Genomic DNA, 17,100 nt, shown 5'->3' with positions numbered 1-17,100 from the left:
CAGGGGCGTTTTGTGCCGTCCCGGATTTGACGCCTTGCGCCACGAAAAAGGCCGGAGCTTTCGCCCCGGCCTTCCTTGATCACGGCGTTCCTGTGCCGTTACAGATACTTGAGCCACCAGATGTCCTTGCGGCGCTGCTTGAACCCTGCAAACCAGCGCGTCGGCAGATAAAGCGGCACAATCAGTGCGAAGACCCAGATCCACACGGTCGAAAGGTTGTCGACACCGAAAACTGTGCCCTTGACCGGCCCATAGAGCGCCAGGGCGACGTGGTAGATCGCCTTCAGGGTATAGAGGTGGAGGATGTAGAAGAACATCGGCGCGCCACCCAGATAGGCCAGATGCGGCAGGATCGCACTATCCTGATACTTCTCGAACAGCGCGAGCAGCAGCACACCCATCCCCACCGTCGGCAGCAGAAAGAGCAACGAAGGCGGGTATTTGGTCAGCGCAAGGAAACTCATCACCGTACGCAGCTGGCTCTCGGCCACGAACCACGGCTTGTCGCCATAGACGTTGGCATAACGGATCACCACGAAGGCAACGATCATCCCGATGCCGAGCCTGATAAGCCGCTTCAAACGCAGGGCAGGATCGCTGCCCTTGCCGAACCAGGGCCCACAGGCGTAGCCGAGCAGAATCACGCCAATCCACGGCAGGACCGGATAGGTCGTCTTGGCCGTAAGCCCCATGCCGAGGTCGATCACGGTGCGCTGGTGCAATACTGACCAGATCGCATAGCCGCTGTCTTGCGGCGTCAGCACGATCCCGTCGAGCAGGTTGTGCAGGCCCACGATCGCAAGGCCCAGCGCGAACTGGCCCTTGCGCGGCAGGTAGATCAATGCAGAAAGCGCGACCATCGAAATCCCGATCGCCCAGATCACCTGCAGCCAGAAGCGTGCCGGCGGAAACTCGAAAGTCTGCGTCGGCCAGGCAAGGCAGATCACGGTCAACTCGAGGAAAATCAGGAACAGCCCGCGCTTGAGCAGGAATTCGCTGACCTCCTTCCTGGTGTGCGACTGGCCGTAGAGCCAGGCCGAAAGCCCTGTCAGTGCAACGAACGTCGGTGCACAGAATGTCGAGAGCAGGCGCGTGAAGAACAGGCCTGGATCGGTGGTGTTCGCATCGACCGGATCGGTCACCTGCAAGTGCAGGAAGAACGTCTCGCGCACATGGTCGACCAGCATGAACAGCATGACCAGCCCACGCAGGGCATCGATAGCCAGCAATCGGGTGCGGGCCACAGCCGGGTTGGCCGGTGCGGCAACCGCTGGTGCGAAAGACTGGCTCTCGGCGGTGATTGTGGTCATGCTCTCCCCCTTCCCGTTTCCGGCTTACTTCACTTCGAACGTGGCGAAGGCCTTGGCACCGTCGGCCTTGCCCGTAAGCGCCACGACCACCTTTGCCCCGCCTGGCACGGCAAGACCCGGTGCACGCAGCAGATTGCCATCGCCGGGGACGAGCGCAACCGCCTGCTTGGCATTGCCCGCCGTCACGGTGAGCCTGCCATCGAGGCCTGCTGCCGCGACCGGTTCTTCTTCCTCGACGACATACACATCAACGCCGCTGGCCGAGCGCACGAGCTCGATCACCATCTCGCCAGAGACCTGTGTGATCCCACCATGGCGCGGCTTGGTGGACCCATGTGCCAACGCCGTCGTGGATACTGCAGCAAGCGCAAAGACCAGCGCGATAGAAATGGTCTTCATGATATCAAACTCCCTGAAAACAGCTCACTCGGGCTTGTGCGGCAGCACGAACGACAGCGAGGAGCGATACTCCATGCTTGCATACTTCGCGGGGTTGTCGCTCGGCCCGACATAGATCGCCATCAACACGTTGAGACCTTGATTGCGGACCTTGACCGTCGCGAAACCCTGGGCATCGGTCTTCACCGGCATCTGGTCGGGATCATTGACGTAGTCTTCCATCACCTCGACCCCGGCCTTGGGCTTGCCGTCATAGAACGCGCGCACCTTGATCGGCTCGCCCATCTTCTGCGGAATGGCTGTGGTTGCGGGGACAAGCTGGAGCTTGTGGCCTGCGATCAAGGGCACCTGCTTGGTTGGCAGCTGCGTCAGGTGCACGGCATACTTGAAATTGTGCTCGCTGACCGTCGCCCCCGGCACTTCATCGCGCCCCTTGTTGTGCCACTCGCCTGCAGCGTCCTTACTCCAGATGCCGTAGTCCATTTCCGCCGCCACGATGGCCACCGGCTCGTCGCTGTCGACGACGGGGATCGCACCTGCGGCGCGCAGGGACGTGTTCACGGGCATGCCGTCCGCATCGAAGCCCTTGACCAACTTGACCAGCGGCAGACGCTTGACCGCATCGAGGTCGTCGGCACCCACGCCATAGACCAGCGCCAGTTGCCGCGCCCGCTGGGCAAACCAGATCGCGTGCGCCTGCGCGGATGTCGAGGTAATCGCCGCAGCGAGCGTTGCTGCCGCCAGGCCTGCTGAAATGTAACGGGAAATCCTGCGCATCGGGGCGACCTCCGGACTGTCTGGCCGGAGCGTCCCGGCATGACCAGCTTATGACTCGCGAGCGGCGTATCCTATCGAAGATGCCGGCGCGCCAGCACGATTCTGTCGCGCAGGTGGCGGCGCGAAGCATAATCCGGGCGCAGACGTATCCTGCTTGCCGCGCACCGGCACCTCGTGGCAAACGGCCCCGTGCCCCAGCGAGAAACATCATGACTGCCGCCCACACCGGCGTGATCGCCCAGACCATCCAGCTTGCGCTGGCCCCTGTCTTTGTGCTCGTCGCCATCGGCAACATCATGAACATCCTCACGACGCGCCTTGGTCGCATCGTCGATCGTTCACGCACCCTGCAGGCCCAGCATGCCACCACCACCGGGCGCGAGCATGATGTCGTGGTGATCGAGATCCGCTACGTCGACCGGCGCATCCACCTGATCGGCCGCGCGCTGTTGCTGCTGGTGATCTCTGGCCTCGCCATCGGCATCACGGTCGGCTCGCTGTTCATAGGCGAGATGACCAATCTGGAGACCGGCGCGTTCACCGGCCTCACCTTCTCGGTGGCAATCGCGCTATTGATGACGGCGCTGGTTTACCTGCTCATGGAAACGCGCATAGCCGCAAACTCACTGCGCCTGCCACAGGAGCTGCTGGAGCTTGAGCGGGATATCTGATCCACCTCAAGTCAGCAGCTTCTCGCTCTTTTCTCGGATCATGCCCTCGATCATGCGCTTGGCAAAGCCGAGGCTGGCGGGGATGTCGACTTCGACTACCAGTTCCTTCTCGGCCAGCTCCACCCCGCAGTCGAGCGTATAGCCCATCGCGCTGACGGTCATGACCATGTGGTCGTCGTCGCTGAAGCTGGTCATCACCTTTGCCATGCCCTCGGCCTTGGCAGCAGCCTGCGCTGCCTTTTCGCGCAGACGCCTGCGCGCTTCGTCGTGATCGAGCGAGTGAGGAATGGCGATGCGCATCTCAAGGACCCTTCGGAGCTTCAAGCTGGGGCGCAGCCTCTAGACCCTCGCCGTAGCGATAGTCCAGATACCGTCCGCGCACGGCCAGGGCATCGAGGTCGCCAGCAGCCAACTGACGCGCAATCTCGTCAATTTCCTTGCTGATCTTGCCCAGACCATCGGCCAGTTGCTGATCCGCATTGCGCCCGCCCCGCTCCTCGCGTCGCAGGTTTTGCGGGATCTTGCGATAGCTTTCGACCATGCCGGGCAAATGCTCGCCCACCAGTTTGCGCACTTCGGCAACGGCAGGCTCTGCCGGATCGATACCCTCAAGCTGCAGCCCAAGCCCGTCAAGCTGCACGCCGATCTGGTCCACCAGCTGCACCGCAGGCGCAGGCAGCGCGGGCCGCTGCGCCTCTAGCCACAGCTCGGTCCGCCCGACCATCGTGCGCACATCGCCGGTGTTCAGCGCCGAAAGCTCCGGCACCTTCATCTTCGGAAATGTGGCGAAGAACCACAGCGCCGCCACGATGGCGAGGCCAAGCACCATCACGCCGGTAATTCCGATACCGTTGAGAATAATCCCCGCCACCATCGCGCCAACGATCAGCACGCCGACCGACATCGCCATGCGCGCGGCTTTCTTGCCGAAATGCTGGCGCTTCAGTTCCGCAGACCGCTTGCCAATGCTCCGTCGCCCGCCCGCCTGCTGGCGGACAAGCGAAGAGCGCGCCTGTTCCAGAATACGATCGCTTTCGTGTGCAGGGGAATTGGCCATTCGCCGCTCAGCCCTCCAGCGTCAGCAGTGGCGAGGTCTCGGGCCCCGCGAGCTTCGCCTGAGCCGCGCCTTCCGCCCGCGCGATATAGCCCTTCGACTTCTCGACCTCGCCCGAAAGCGTCGTCACCGTCTGCTTCATCGCGTCCAGAGCCTTGAGCTTGAAGGTGTCGATCGTGTCCATCGTATCGTAGATGTTCTGGAAGGCGCGCTGCAGCGTCTCCAGCGGAATCGTGCTCGACGCCGCCATTTCGTGGATCTTGCCGGTCTGCTCGCGCAGCAGCTTGCCGGTGGAATCGATCATGTTGGCGGTCGTGGTGTTGAGCGCCGTGATCTGCTGCAGCACCAGCCGCTGGTTGGTCATCGCCTGCGCAACCGTCACTGCCGTGCGCAACGCCGCCACCGTCGTCGTGCTGGCGCGGTCCACGCCCTTGACCAGCTCGACGTTGTTCTTCTTGACCAGATCGAGCGCGAGATAGCCCTGCACCGTCACCGCCATCTGCGTCAGCAGGTCCTGCGTGCGCTGGCGGGTGTAGAACAGCGCGCTCTCGCGGATCGCCTTGGCCTTGGCCGGATCGGTATGATCGAGATCGGCGGCGGCCTCCTCGAGCTTGGCGTCGAGCGTGTTTGAGATGTGGATCATCTGCTCGAGGTTGCCCATCGCTTCCCACAGCTTCTGCCGCTCAACGTCGATCGCTGCGTTGTCCATCAACAGCTCGTCCTTGCCCGAGGCAAGGCGTTCGAGGATCGCCCTGATGTGCCCCTGCGCCGAGGTGTAGCCGTCGAAGTACTTCTTCAGGCTGTTGCCGAAGGGGATGATGCCAAGGAATTTGCGGCCCGACGACAGGTTGCCCTGACGGCCCGGATCGAGATCCTCGATCGTGCGGCGCAGCGCGGCCAGATCGGCACCAACGCCGCTATCCTTGTCCATCGCGCGGATCGGCCGGTCGAGGAACCGGTTCGACATCCCCGCAGCCTGCGCAATCTCCTTGCGCCCCATGTTGGTCAGCTGGTCAACCTTCTTGCCGAACTCTGGGCTCTGCGCATCGACCGACACGAGGTCGGCAACGAAAGCATCGACCTTTGCTTCCAGCTTGGAGCGATTCTCGTCCGAAACCGGCACCAGCCCTGCCGCCTGTGCGGGCGCGACCACCGGCACCGGATCGGGCGGGGTCAGGGTAATCGGGCTCATCGTGGCGGTTTCAGTCTGGGTCGAAGCCATCGTTATTGGACTTTCGGTAATGGACGCGTTCAACAGGGTGTGCTGGCAACATGGTACCTCGCGCGATCACGCGCAAGCTGTCTTATACCCGCAACACAGCGCAGCGCCTTGGGCCATATCGACGGAGCGCTCCCACAGGTCCATCAACGGCATGATGACATGGATGAAACGCTGCGCCATTTTTGGCGCCAGCGGCGGGATCGGCACCGCCCTGACCACCCTGCTTGCCGCACGCGAAGACGTCGGCGAAGTCCACGCTCTGGCGCGGTTGCCTGTGCCCGCAAACGGCAAGGTCATTCCGCACCAGTTTGATCTGCTCGATGAAACCTCCATCGCAACCGCATGCACAGACATTGGCGGAATGCTCGATCTCGTGATCATCGCGACGGGACGTCTGGTAAGACAGGACGGCACGGGTCCGGAGAAATCATGGCGCGCGCTCGATGCAGCAGGCATGTCAGAAATGTTCGCGATCAACGCGATCGGCCCTGCATCGATTGCCCGCCATGTCCTTCCGCTGCTGCCAAGAGACCGCCGCGCCGTGCTTGCCGCCATTTCCGCGCGCGTAGGATCGATCTCGGACAATCGCCTCGGCGGCTGGCACTCCTACCGGGCCTCCAAGGCCGCGCTGAACATGCTGTTCCGCAACCTCGCGATAGAACTGTCGCGCACCCATCCTCAGGTCGTCGCGGTAACGCTCCATCCCGGCACCGTCGATACGCCACTGTCCCGCCCGTTCCAGCGCGGCGTCCCCACCGAAAAGCTGTTCACGCCGGAGCGCTCGGCGGGACACCTTGTCGACGTCATCGAGGGCCTGTCGCCCGAACGGTCCGGGAGCCTCATTGCGTGGGACGACAGCGACATCCCGTTCTGAAAACGATCAGCTGTCCCACCACTCCTGCATCATCGGCATGAGCGAACGCGCAACCAGTTCGATCACCGGGCCGCCATCGCGCACCAGATAAGTCATCGCCCCATGGCGGTGACGCGGTGACGCTCCTGCCACCAGCACCCGCCAACCCTGCGTACAGAGCTGCTCCACGCCATCGCCCAGATCGTCCACCCAGACACCGATGTGCGAACGGTCGATGGCGCGCAGCACGTCATAGGGCGATCCGGCTTCCGCTTCGACCAGTTCCAGCCGCACTGACCCGTGTCTGGCATAAGCCACGCAAAGCCGCGCCTCGCCCCGGCCATGTTCAGGCGTCCAGACGGGAAGGGGATCAAACGCCCGCACGGGCGTCCATTCGATCCCGGTTGCAGTGGTCATCTGGGCCATCGCCACCTTGATATCGTCGACTATCAATCCGTGATGAAATATGCCTGACAGGATATCCATGGCTCTCTCCCGATTCCGCCTGACAATGCCCTGCTCCCAGCCGACGCACAAGGCCGGGAATCGCCCGTTCCGCGACTCTACACCATCGGCCGGATATCCATTCAAGCATATGATTATTATGATATTTTTGTAGAGCTTGCATATACCACCAGCGTCATTTACAAGCATACATGTCTGTTTTTTGTTGTGCAGAACGATAAGCTGCAGCGGAGTGGGAAGAATGCTTGATCTGGCCGCCAGCCGTGGACACGCCAATGACCTTGCCCGCATGGACTGGGAGCGTGATCGCAAGGATCCACCCGAAGGCTTCCCGGCGCTGCCGACCGTACCAGCCGCGCGCTATGTCGATCCGGATTTCCTCGAGCTTGAGCGTACCGGCATGTGGAACAAGGCCTGGCTCTATGCCGGACATGTCGATCAACTGCCCGAGCCCGGATCATGGTTCCTGACTCGCAACACGGGCACGCCCATCGTCGTCTGCCGCACCATGTCGGGCGAGATCAAGGCGTTCTACAACACCTGCAAGCATCGCGGCGCGCCGCTGGTAAAGGAAGACGCCGGCACATCGCGCGGCTTTGTCTGCGGCTATCACGGCTGGAGCTACACGCTCGACGGCAAGCTGACCGCCGTGCGCGACAAGCGCGACTTTCCCGAATTCGACATGGCCTGCCATTCGCTTAGTGCGGTGCGCTGCGAACTGCTTGGCTCGCTGATCTTCCTCAATTGCGATCCCGATGCCCAGCCCCTGATCGAGCACATCGGTCCGATGGCCGCACAGCTTGAGGAACTGCAGCTAGAGACGCTGCGCCTCGTCGACAGCCGCAGCTACGAGGTCGATTGCAACGTCAAGGTTCTGCTCGACGCGTTTCTCGAAGTCTATCACCTCAAGTCGATCCACGAGAACACGGTTGACCGCTTCCTCGACCACCGCGCGATGATCGTCACGCTCTGGCCCAACGGTCACAGCCGCATGGTTACGCCCAACCGGCGGCCGGACTGGGTCGATCCGGGCACGAAGGGCATGCCTGAAATCCCGACGGTGTCCGAATTCACCGCCACTAACAACATCAGCTATCACATCTACCCGAACTTCGTGATGCCACCTGCCCCCACCGGCATTCCGCTGCTGCAGTTCTGGCCCATCGGCACGCGCCGCACCCGCGTCGTCTCCAGCTGGGTCGCGCCCAATCACGATCCGGCCAACCCCCACCCCTTGTGGGAAACTCGGATCAAGAACTGGGAGCGTATCCTCTACGAAGACCTCCAGTTCGCCCCGCAGATCCAGGAATCGGTCGAAGGCCCCGGCTTCACCGGCATGTCGCTCAACTATCAGGAGCGCCGCATCTACCACTGGCACGAAGAGCTCGACCGCCGCATCGGCATCGACCGCGTGCCGGAGGCGGCACGGGTCAAACCCGTTCTCGCGCCCTTCGTCGAGCACGACTGACAGTGGCTGCGCTCGACGGCAAGGTGGCGGTGGTGCTTGGCGCTGCCAACCGAGACAACATGGGACAGATCATCGCGCGCAAGCTGTCCGCCGAGGGCGCGAAAGTGGTCGTAGCCGGACGCGCGCCCGAAGCGCTTGAAGAGCTGGCATTGGAGATTGACGGACTCGCCGTCAGCCGTTGCGACATCACCAGCGAAGACGACCTTGCGCGCCTCGCCACTCAGGCGGTCGAGCATTTCGGCGGGCTGGACATAGCCGTCAACGCCACCGGCTGGGGCCTGCTCAAGCCGTTCCTCGATACCACACGCGAAGAAATCGAACGCATGGTGGCGTTGCAGATGACCGGCGCGATGCTGTTCTATCAGTCCATGTTGCGGGTCATGCGCGATGGCGGCTCGCTGATCCAGATTTCGTCCGCCACGGCTTCGATCATGCTTGAGGACCACGCCGCCTACATGGGCACCAAGGCCGGGGCTGACCACGTGATCCGCTGCATCGCCAACGAGTTCGGCCACCGCGGTATCAGGGCCAACTCGGTCGCGCCGGGCTTCACTGTCACCCCGATGACCGGCAAGGCCAGCACCACCCCCGGCCTGATAGAAGCCTTCGCGCGCGAGTATCCGCTCGGCCGGGTCGGCACGAGCGAAGACATCGCCGAAGCGGTCGCATGGCTTGCCAGCGACTCCTGTTTCATGACCGGCCAGGTCTTGCAGGTGAACGGTGGCCTCACTCTGCGGCGCAATCCCACCAACGCCGAAATCGCTGCCTCTGTGCGCGCTGCGCGCAAGGCAGCTTCGGCATGAGCGGGAACGATCTCTCGCCCCTCGGCACCCCATGGCGCTGTTTCGAAGATCTGGTCGTCGGCGAGAAGCGCATGTCCCATTCGCATACCGTGACCGAAGACGAGATCGTCACTTTCGCCCGCGCCTATGACCCCCAGTGGTTCCACACCGATCCCGAAGCCGCGCGCGCCTCGGTGTTCGGACAGGTCGTCGCCAGCGGCATCCACGTGCTCGCAATGTGGCGACAGCTCGATCACACCATCAACAGCGACATCGACTTCGTATGTGGCGTCGGCTGGGAGCACCTGCGCCTGAAACGCGCCGTCCGCGCGGGCGACACGATCCACGTCACCAGCGAAATCCTGTCCCTTGAACCCTCACGCAGCGGCAAAGAGCGCGGCACGGCTGTGACCCGCTACGCCGTTCTGCTGAAAGACGGCACCGAGTGCGTGACGTTCGAAAGCATCAACCTCGTCTATAGCCGAGAGGGCCGCGCTAGGGCCTCGGCCAAGGCATCAGCGTCCGCATAACCGCGCTGCATCGCCGCCTCGACCTCTTCGGTGGAACCATAGGTCGGACGCACCTGCACTTCGTGGACGTCGGTAATGCCTATGAAGCCAAGCCAGGCCTTCATGAAAGCGGTCTGGAAATCCAGCTCGGCGCCCGGCTGTCCCGGTCGGATATCAAGCGCGCCAGAGCAGACCAGGATTGCCTTGCGGCCTGCAGCCAGACCCACCACGCCTTCCGGCCCGACCGTGAAGGCAAGGCCCGGCTGGGTCAGCACGTCGATGTACTGCTTGAGCCGCCAAGGCACGCCAAAGTTCCACATCGGCACGCTGAACACGTAAGTATCAAACGAAAGGAAGTGTTCGACCGCGCGCCCGATGCCATCCCACGCCTCGGCAACTTCGGGGCGCACTTCGCGCCCCTCGATCAGGTCGTAGCGCCCTTCGATCGTCGTGCCGTCGAAACGTGGCAGGCTCGCGCTGGCAAGGTCGAGCGCCTCCATCTCGTCAGGCGCAAGCTTTTCGATGAGGTGTCGCGCCACCATGTCCGAGCGCGAACGAACCCCGCGCGGACTGCCCATGACGTGCATCAGCTTCATCGAAAGCCTCTCTTCAGCGCCGCTGGTCGAACCGGCGGCCGAGCATGGCACCGGCGATATTGGTCTTCTGAATGTCGATGGCGCCGCCTGCGATTCCCCAGCCCCAGCTGTCACGCAAGCGGCGCTCCATCGGGAAGTCCTTGGAATAGCCATAGGCCCCCATCAGCTGCATGGCGTCCCCGGTCACCTCGCGAGCGATGGTATTCGCAAAGCACTTGCCGGTGGAACTGTGCAGGACCGAAGGCAGCCCGTCCTGCGCCAGCGATGCCGCCCGCCAGATCAGCAGGCGCGCGGCCTCCACCTTCATGTGCATCTCGGCAAGCTTGAGCTGCACCGCCTGAAATTCGACGATCGGCTTGCCGAACTGCTTACGCTCCTGAACATAGGCGCAGGCGTCCTCGAGCGCGCCAGAGGCTTGGCCTAGTGCCATCGTCGCATTGCCGCAGCGTTCAAGGTCGAAGGCTTCCATCAACTGCTTGAAGCCACCTGCCGGCACGATCACGTTGGCGGCCGGGATCTCGCAGTCGTCGAAATTGAGATCGGACGATGGCACGCCACGGAAGCCCATCAGCTGCTCATTGGGACCGAACGTCAGACCCGGCGCGTCCTTCTCGACAAGAACCGCCCCAATGCCCTTGGCACCGGGTGCATCGGACAGGCGGCAATAGACCACATAGGCATCGGCATGTCCGCCGCCCGAGCACCAGCGCTTGGTGCCATTGAGCACGATCCTGTCGCCGCGCAGTTCGCCGCGCGTCTTGAGATCGGTGAGCGCGCTGCCCGCGTCGGGTTCCGACATGGAGACCGCCACGACCATCTCGCCCGCACAGACCTTGGGCACGACCCGGCGCTTCAAGTCGTCCGAGCCGAAGTGTTCGATGGCGCGCACCGGGCCGACCGAGGATTCGAAGATCGGGAACGCGACCGCCGAGGAAATCTTGGCAAACTCTTCCAGCACGACCAGCGCCTCGACATTGCCGAGCCCGAGCCCGCCAAGGTCGGACGAGACGTTGATCCCGAGGAATCCCATTTCCGCATAACGCCGGATCAGTGCATGGCTGGGTGGCTTGTTGTCGCGCTCGCATTCTGCGGCAATGGCGGGAAGCTCGGCGCGGGCGAATGCGCGCGCAGCTTCCTGCAGCTGGCGCTGCTCTTCGGTCAGGGCAAAGTTCATCGGTCTTCTCCGGTCAGGCGAGCAGGCCGGGCTGCTCGATCAGCCGCGCAAGCGCTGCCATGAAGCGGCCGGCATCCGCGCCGTCGATGGCGCGGTGATCGCAGCTCAATGAAAGGTTGAGCACGGGCACGATGCGGATTGCCCCATCGTCGTCGATCGGCTCGGGCCGCGCCGTGCCCACGGCAAGGATCGCGCCCTGCGGCGGATTTATGATCGCGTCGAACTGTTCCACCCCGAAGCTGCCGAGGTTGGACAGCGAGAAGCTGCCGCCGCTGATCTCTTCTGGTTGCAGCTTTCCAGTGCGGGCCTTTTGCGCAAGCGCCTTCATCGCCCCCGCAATCTGGCCTAGCGAAAGCTCGTCGGCGCCGAACACGATGGGCGTCACAAGGCCCCGGTCGGTCGCTACGGCCACCGAGATATCGGCCTGCCCGAAGCTGTGAATGTCGGTGCCGTGGACCTGGATGTTCACCGCAGGCACTTCCAGCAAGGCCAGCGCACAGGCGCGGATCAGGTAGTCGTTGACGCTGGGTTTCTCACCGCTGCTAGCCGCACGATGGGCGAGCAAACGATCCGCGCGGACGCGTCGGCGGACATAGAAGTGCGGAATTTCCTGCTTAGACTGGGTCAGCCTGCGCGCGATCGTCCGGCGCATCGATGACATCGGCACGATCTCGGGCGCGCCGCTCACCAGCGGAGGCGCCACTGCGGAAGCTGGCGGGGGCGGCGGCGCTTCCACAACTGGCGGTGCCATGTTGGCAATCGCCGCAAGCACATCAGCCTTGCGTACCCGCCCGCGTGGGCCGGTTCCCGCCACTTTCGCCAGATCAAGCTCGTGCAGGACTGCCAGACGCCGCGCCACGGGCGTCGCCATGACCGAGCCTTCGGGCAGAAGCGGCAGCACGCCGACCAGTTCCGGCTCCGCAGTGCCTCGCGCAGCCACATGCACGTCCTGCGCAGAAATCCGTCCGTTGCGGCCCGAGCCTTTGACCGACGCGAGATCGACGCCAAGCGCCTTGGCCTGTTCGAGCGCCGCAGGACTGATCGCCAGATCTTGCGGCACCTCGATCTCCTCGGCCGCCGCGCTTCCTGCATCCGGATCGAAGCTCGTGTCCGAAGGCCGGAAGCTGGCGATCAAGGCGTCGATTTCCTGCGCACTGGCCTCGCCACCGTCAGACAATACGGCGAGCAATGCGCCCACGGGGTAGGTCTCGCCCGCCTTGGCCAGTATTCGCACGAAGCGACCATCCGCCTCGGCCTCGACCTCGTTTGTGATCTTGTCCGTCTCGATCAGGGTCAGCACGGTGCCCCGCGCGAAGGGCGCGTTTTCCGCGACCATCCACTCCGCGATCGTACCTTCGGCCATCTCGATGCCCCATTTGGGCATGGTGAACGCCTTGAGCTTGGCCATGTCCCGGCTCCTGCTCAGCGGAACGCGAGGGTGCGACGAACCGCGCCCTCGATCGTCTGCGGGGATGGCAGCCATGCTCGCTCAAGCACGCGCGAGAACGGGATTGGAGCATGGGGGCCGGTGATCATTTCTGGCGGCGCCTTGAGGCTGGTGAATGCACGCGTTGCAACCAGAGCGGATATGTCGGCGGCAAGACTGCAACGCGGCGGGCTCTCGTCGACCACCACCAGACGTCCGGTCTGTTCCACCGAATCAAGGATGGCGTCCTCGTCCATCGGGCTGGTCGTGCGCAAGTCGATCAGGTCCACACCGATGCCGTCTGCCGCCAGCTTGTCGGCAGCCTTCTCGGCAAATCCGACCATGCGCCCGCAGGCGACAACCGTCACATCGCCACCTTCGCGCACCATGCGCGCCTGTCCGAATGGAATGCGATATTCGCCGTCGGGCACTTCGCCCTTCACGCCGTAGAGCGCCTTGTGCTCGAAGAACATCACCGGGTCATCGCCGCGCAGGGCTTCAGTCAAAAGCCCCTTGGCATCGGCGGGCGTGGTGGGCAGCACGACCTTGAGCCCCGGCATCGCCGTCAGCAATGCATAGACCGACTGGCTGTGCTGAGCCGCCGTCTGCATGCCCGCGCCATAGACCATGCGCACCACTGCGGGGCATTTGGTCTTGCCACCGAACATGTAGCGGAACTTGGCCATCTGGTTCCACAGCTGGTCAAGGCTGACGCCCACGAAATCGGCAAACATCAGCTCTGCCACCGGGCGCTTCCCTGCAAGCGCGGCACCTGCTGCTGCGCCCACGATAGCGCTTTCGGAAATCGGCGTGTCGATCACCCGGTTCGGGCCAAACTTCTCCCACAGACCGGTCGTCGTGCCCCATATGCCGCCGATAGCCTCAGGCCCGCCCGCAGTTCCATTGCCGCCCACGATATCCTCGCCCAGCAGCATGATGTCGCCATCCCGCTCCATTTCGTCGTGGAGGGTGCGCAGGATAGCCTCGCGAATGTTCATCACAGCCATGTTCGCAAACCCTCAATAGTATTCGGCGTAGACGTCGTCGGCGACGGTCGATGGGTCGGGATCGGCGGCAGCACGGGCATCGGCCACGGCCTCGTCGATCAGGATGCGCACTTCCTCGTCGATCTCGTCGAGCTGCGCAGCGGTCAGCAGGCCCGCTTCGGTCACCACTTTGCGGAAAGCCTTGAGGCAATCGCGCTCGTCCCGGATGCGGTCGAGTTCGCCGGGGCCGCGATAGCGCTGCGGATCGCCCTCGAAGTGGCCGTAGAACCGCTCGGTATCCAGCTCGATGGCTGCCGGGCCATGTCCCGCCCGCACGTATTCCAGCAGGTCCCGGAATTGCTCGTAGGTATCGAAGAAGTCGCAGCCGTTGGCGCGCCAGACCTTCATCCCGAACGCCTCGGCACGGCTGGCGATGTCCCTCGACGTGCCGACGGCGTACTCGAAGCCGGTGTGTTCGGAATAGTGATTGTTCTCGAACACGAAGATTGCCGGGGCCTTGGTCACAACAGCAAGGTTCATGGCCTCAAAGGTCGTGCCCTGGTTGCAAGCGCCATCGCCCGAAAAGGCAATGCCGACGCGGCCCTTGCCATCGACCTTGGCCGCCAGAGCCGCCCCTACCGCCTGCGGCGCACCGCCGCCGACGATGCCGTTGGCGCCCAGCATGCCGACGTCCAGATCGGCAATGTGCATCGAGCCGCCACGACCCTTGCAAAGTCCATCGGCGCGGCCATAGATTTCGAGCATCATGCCCTTCACGTCGCAGCCCTTGGCGATACCGTGGCCATGGCCGCGATGGGTGGAAACGATCATGTCCTCAACCGTCAGCTGATCGCAGATTCCCACTGCGACCGCTTCCTGCCCGGCATAGAGATGGGTGAACCCGGCAATCTCGCCCGTCTTGATCTCGTCATGCAGACGTTCCTCGAACGCGCGGATCGTGCTCATGCGCCGATAGGCGCCCAGCAGCTGGTCATGGGCCAGTTGCAACATGCCTGTTCCTCTCAGATGTCGCCCGGGCCCTTGCCGCCGGGGCCATAGATGTAGTCGTCCAGCACCTTGTGGAAGTGCCGGATGCGCAGTTCCTGCTCGCCGATCCACAGACCGGGAAAGCTGTCGCTCTTCATGCCGAGCTGGACCGTCGGCAGGTTGTAGGCATCCTGATCGAGTACCTGTCCGATGCTGCGGTCACCATGCTTGAAGCGCCGGTGCTTCACGCGCTCGGGCCACTCCTCGCCTTCGGGCACCAGCTCGAACACCCAGACGTCGTAGAGCATCTTGTTGGGGTCGGTCGCGTGCGGGCGCTGGCGGAACATCAGGATGTCATCGGCGTGGACGTTGAGCGCGACGTTGGGGAAGATCATGTAGTGATAGTCGTCGGTCAACTGGTCATCGTTCAGCGCAGAATAGTCCTTGCCCTGCGCCGGCCCATGCTTGCGTTTGAACAGCTGTACGTCGCGCCGGATGTCGCTGACGCGGCCTTCGTATTCTGCCGGATCCATGCCGGCATTGCGCATGATCTCGTCGATCGCGGGCGGAATCTGGCTCGGCATGGCCACGCGTGGCGAGATCGTGGCGAAGGGAATGAGGTAGCGGTTGTGGCGTTCGTAGCAGTCGATCTGCACGTTCACGTCATCAAGATACCACAACAGCTGCGGGTGGATGCCCTGCACGTGGTAGGTCTCGTTGAAGGCATCGACCGAGGCCTTCCAGTTGCAATCCCACTCCACCGTCACGTCGCGCTTCCACGCCATCCGTTCGGGATGATAGGGCTCAAGATGCTCCTTGAGCGGAGAAATGAAGTCGTCGAAGGGCTCGACCTCGGGGTTCAGCGAGAACCACACGAAAGCGTTCCATTCCACGCACGGCAGACTCGGTAGAGTCATGCCCGGAGGCCCGCCCTGCTGGAACGTGCACAGGTCCGGGAGGCGCTCGATCCTGCCATCCAGCCCGTACGTCCAGTGGTGGTACATGCAGCGGAAATGCTCGGCGTTGCCGATGCCTTCCGGCCGCAACCGGTTGCCGCGATGCAGGCAGACATTCGGGAAGCAGCGGATCGAGCCGTCGTGCTGGCGCACGATCAGCACGGACTCCTTGCCGATGTCGGTACAGATGTAGTCGCCCGGATTGGGGATGTCGTCAGCCCGGCCGCCCAGCAGCCAGACCTTGGTCCACACCCGCTCCCATTCGAGCTTCATGAACGCTTCGGAATAGTAGCGCTCGGCCGGGATGATGTCAGTGCCAAGATCGGGATCGGGCGCCTTCTCAACCGGCGTGCGCCCGGTGCAATCCGCCGGATCGACGCGGATCACGTCGACGACGCGCTTCACATCCATCCGTGCGGTGTCCCACATCAGAAGTGCGTCCGGTTGGTGAAGGCACCGTCGACGACGAGGTGGGAGCCGCTGCACCAGCTCGCCGCATCGCTTGCGAGGAAGACGATGGCCTTGGCGATCTCTTCCGGACGCCCAAGCCGACCCATCGGCTGCTGGCGGAGCTGCGACTGGTAGAACTTCTCCATCGTGCCCTTGATCATGTCCCAGTTGCCGCCTTCGAACTCGACCGGGCCGGGCGAAACCACGTTGACGCGGATGCCGTCCTTGCCGTGGGCCAACGCGAGCTGCTTGCCGTAAGTGATGAGGGAGGCCTTCATCGCGTTGTAGGCCTGTGGGCCGCCCATCGCCTCGAGAGCGGACGTGGTGGCGATCAACACGATCGAGCCAGAACCCTTGGCGGTCATGTGCGGGATGACCGCCTCGACTGCGCGGACCGGACCCATGACGTCGGTCTCGAAGGCGTTGGACCAATACTTCTCGCTACCAATGCCGCCCCCTGCAGAGCTGAGCGGAACGAGAATGTCGACGCCATCAAGCGCTTTGATGGCCCATTCCATCCAGCCCTTGTACTCGTCGGCCTTCTTCACATTGACCGGCTTGCCGACCACGTTGGTGCCATAGCGCGAGAGTGAGGCCACCGCGTCCTTGACCGAATCTTCGCCACGCGCGCTCAGGGCAATGTCGCAGCCCTCGCGGGCCAGCACTTCGGCCACGGCATAGCCGATGCCGCGTGCGCCGCCGACAACGATGGCCTTCTTTCCCTGCAGCCCGAGATCCATGACCTGCCCTTTCCAGTCTGGCGAATTACCACGGAAGATCGGACAGTCCGGCGCGGACGGAACCATGCCCCGACGCCGATACCAACACCCCTGCCGCCATCTCCGGCGCGCAATCAGGCGTCATCCTTTCTCCCTTGCCGTCACAATATGACTTGGCTTGGAGAGTGCAAGAAAAAAACATGCTTGCATGCTTTTTTCACGTGCCGCATGGTGCGACATGAACAACGCCGCGATGGCCCGCAACTGGCCACGCGAAAGGGGAGAGGCCGCCATTG

General features: G+C 63.3%; 19 protein-coding genes. 5 read left to right on the top strand and 14 right to left on the bottom strand.

Annotated features, from left to right (window positions below):
- Positions 1-98: 98 nt before the first annotated feature.
- From ACZ1JX_RS00970 to ACZ1JX_RS00960, 3 genes are read right to left on the bottom strand one after another with little or no spacing between them, the layout of a single operon-like run.
- Positions 99-1,310: an acetyltransferase domain-containing protein gene (locus tag ACZ1JX_RS00970; protein WP_465124971.1), complete on the bottom strand. Its 1,212-nt coding sequence runs from the start codon at positions 1,308-1,310 to the stop codon at positions 99-101.
- Positions 1,311-1,334: 24 nt separating this feature from the next.
- Positions 1,335-1,709, bottom strand: coding sequence for a hypothetical protein (locus ACZ1JX_RS00965; RefSeq protein ID WP_465124970.1), 375 nt, complete (start codon positions 1,707-1,709; stop codon positions 1,335-1,337).
- 24 nt (positions 1,710-1,733) lie between these two features.
- Positions 1,734-2,486: a DUF4198 domain-containing protein gene (locus tag ACZ1JX_RS00960; protein WP_465124969.1), complete on the bottom strand. Its 753-nt coding sequence runs from the start codon at positions 2,484-2,486 to the stop codon at positions 1,734-1,736.
- Positions 2,487-2,695: 209 nt separating this feature from the next.
- Between ACZ1JX_RS00960 and ACZ1JX_RS00955 the strand changes: the two genes are divergently transcribed.
- Entirely contained in the window at positions 2,696-3,157 is a 462-nt protein-coding gene (locus tag ACZ1JX_RS00955) for a DUF2721 domain-containing protein (protein WP_465124968.1), read from the top strand.
- Positions 3,158-3,163: 6 nt separating this feature from the next.
- Here the strand turns inward: ACZ1JX_RS00955 and ACZ1JX_RS00950 are convergent, their stop codons facing one another.
- From ACZ1JX_RS00950 to ACZ1JX_RS00940, 3 genes are read right to left on the bottom strand one after another with little or no spacing between them, the layout of a single operon-like run.
- Entirely contained in the window at positions 3,164-3,457 is a 294-nt protein-coding gene (locus ACZ1JX_RS00950; protein WP_465124967.1) for a polyhydroxyalkanoic acid system family protein, read from the bottom strand.
- Position 3,458: 1 nt separating this feature from the next.
- Positions 3,459-4,214: a hypothetical protein gene (locus ACZ1JX_RS00945; RefSeq protein WP_465124966.1), complete on the bottom strand. Its 756-nt coding sequence runs from the start codon at positions 4,212-4,214 to the stop codon at positions 3,459-3,461.
- Between the two features lie 7 nt (positions 4,215-4,221).
- Positions 4,222-5,433: a toxic anion resistance protein gene (locus tag ACZ1JX_RS00940; protein ID WP_465124965.1), complete on the bottom strand. Its 1,212-nt coding sequence runs from the start codon at positions 5,431-5,433 to the stop codon at positions 4,222-4,224.
- A gap of 163 nt (positions 5,434-5,596) precedes the next feature.
- Between ACZ1JX_RS00940 and ACZ1JX_RS00935 the strand changes: the two genes are divergently transcribed.
- Positions 5,597-6,307, top strand: coding sequence for an SDR family NAD(P)-dependent oxidoreductase (locus ACZ1JX_RS00935; protein ID WP_465124964.1), 711 nt, complete (start codon positions 5,597-5,599; stop codon positions 6,305-6,307).
- Positions 6,308-6,313: 6 nt separating this feature from the next.
- Here ACZ1JX_RS00935 and ACZ1JX_RS00930 read toward each other — a convergent pair whose 3' ends face one another.
- A complete protein-coding gene (locus ACZ1JX_RS00930; RefSeq protein ID WP_465124963.1) occupies positions 6,314-6,772 on the bottom strand; it encodes a VOC family protein in 459 nt (152 codons plus the stop codon).
- A gap of 220 nt (positions 6,773-6,992) precedes the next feature.
- Here ACZ1JX_RS00930 and ACZ1JX_RS00925 point away from each other — a divergent pair, with 220 nt between their 5' ends.
- From ACZ1JX_RS00925 to ACZ1JX_RS00915, 3 genes are read left to right on the top strand one after another with little or no spacing between them, the layout of a single operon-like run.
- The gene (locus ACZ1JX_RS00925) at positions 6,993-8,219 is read left to right on the top strand and encodes an aromatic ring-hydroxylating oxygenase subunit alpha (RefSeq protein ID WP_465124962.1); all 1,227 of its coding nucleotides are present in this window, start codon (positions 6,993-6,995) and stop codon (positions 8,217-8,219) included.
- A 2-nt stretch (positions 8,220-8,221) separates the two neighbouring features.
- Positions 8,222-9,022, top strand: a complete 801-nt coding sequence (locus ACZ1JX_RS00920) for an SDR family oxidoreductase (RefSeq protein WP_465124961.1) — start codon at positions 8,222-8,224, stop codon at positions 9,020-9,022.
- Entirely contained in the window at positions 9,019-9,531 is a 513-nt protein-coding gene (locus ACZ1JX_RS00915; protein WP_465124960.1) for a MaoC/PaaZ C-terminal domain-containing protein, read from the top strand. Before ACZ1JX_RS00920 ends, ACZ1JX_RS00915 begins: the two co-directional genes overlap by 4 nt.
- On the opposite strand, the gene ACZ1JX_RS00910 is transcribed toward ACZ1JX_RS00915, so the two are convergent.
- Genes ACZ1JX_RS00910 through ACZ1JX_RS00880 form a run of 7 tightly spaced genes read right to left on the bottom strand, consistent with a single transcriptional unit; the run spans position 9,477 to position 16,825 of the window.
- Complete coding sequence (locus ACZ1JX_RS00910; RefSeq protein WP_465124959.1) at positions 9,477-10,106, bottom strand: FMN-dependent NADH-azoreductase; 630 nt, start codon at positions 10,104-10,106, stop codon at positions 9,477-9,479. The genes ACZ1JX_RS00915 and ACZ1JX_RS00910 overlap by 55 nt on opposite strands.
- Positions 10,107-10,119: 13 nt before the next feature.
- Positions 10,120-11,280 (bottom strand): acyl-CoA dehydrogenase family protein, encoded by a 1,161-nt coding sequence (locus tag ACZ1JX_RS00905; protein ID WP_465124958.1) that lies wholly within the window; start codon positions 11,278-11,280, stop codon positions 10,120-10,122.
- A 13-nt stretch (positions 11,281-11,293) separates the two neighbouring features.
- Positions 11,294-12,688, bottom strand: coding sequence for a 2-oxo acid dehydrogenase subunit E2 (locus ACZ1JX_RS00900; protein ID WP_465124957.1), 1,395 nt, complete (start codon positions 12,686-12,688; stop codon positions 11,294-11,296).
- A 14-nt stretch (positions 12,689-12,702) separates the two neighbouring features.
- On the bottom strand, positions 12,703-13,713 hold the full coding sequence (locus tag ACZ1JX_RS00895; RefSeq protein ID WP_465124956.1) for an alpha-ketoacid dehydrogenase subunit beta: 1,011 nt from the start codon (positions 13,711-13,713) through the stop codon (positions 12,703-12,705).
- A 12-nt stretch (positions 13,714-13,725) separates the two neighbouring features.
- Positions 13,726-14,700 (bottom strand): thiamine pyrophosphate-dependent dehydrogenase E1 component subunit alpha, encoded by a 975-nt coding sequence (locus ACZ1JX_RS00890; RefSeq protein ID WP_465126326.1) that lies wholly within the window; start codon positions 14,698-14,700, stop codon positions 13,726-13,728.
- Positions 14,701-14,714: 14 nt separating this feature from the next.
- Complete coding sequence (locus ACZ1JX_RS00885; RefSeq protein WP_465124955.1) at positions 14,715-16,064, bottom strand: aromatic ring-hydroxylating oxygenase subunit alpha; 1,350 nt, start codon at positions 16,062-16,064, stop codon at positions 14,715-14,717.
- Complete coding sequence (locus tag ACZ1JX_RS00880; protein ID WP_465124954.1) at positions 16,064-16,825, bottom strand: SDR family NAD(P)-dependent oxidoreductase; 762 nt, start codon at positions 16,823-16,825, stop codon at positions 16,064-16,066. Before ACZ1JX_RS00880 ends, ACZ1JX_RS00885 begins: the two co-directional genes overlap by 1 nt.
- Positions 16,826-17,100: the final 275 nt, after the last annotated feature.

This window comes from Novosphingobium sp. BL-A-41-Hi4A-0G (assembly GCF_055521735.1).
This window is presented reverse-complemented; position numbering and strand designations above follow the sequence as displayed.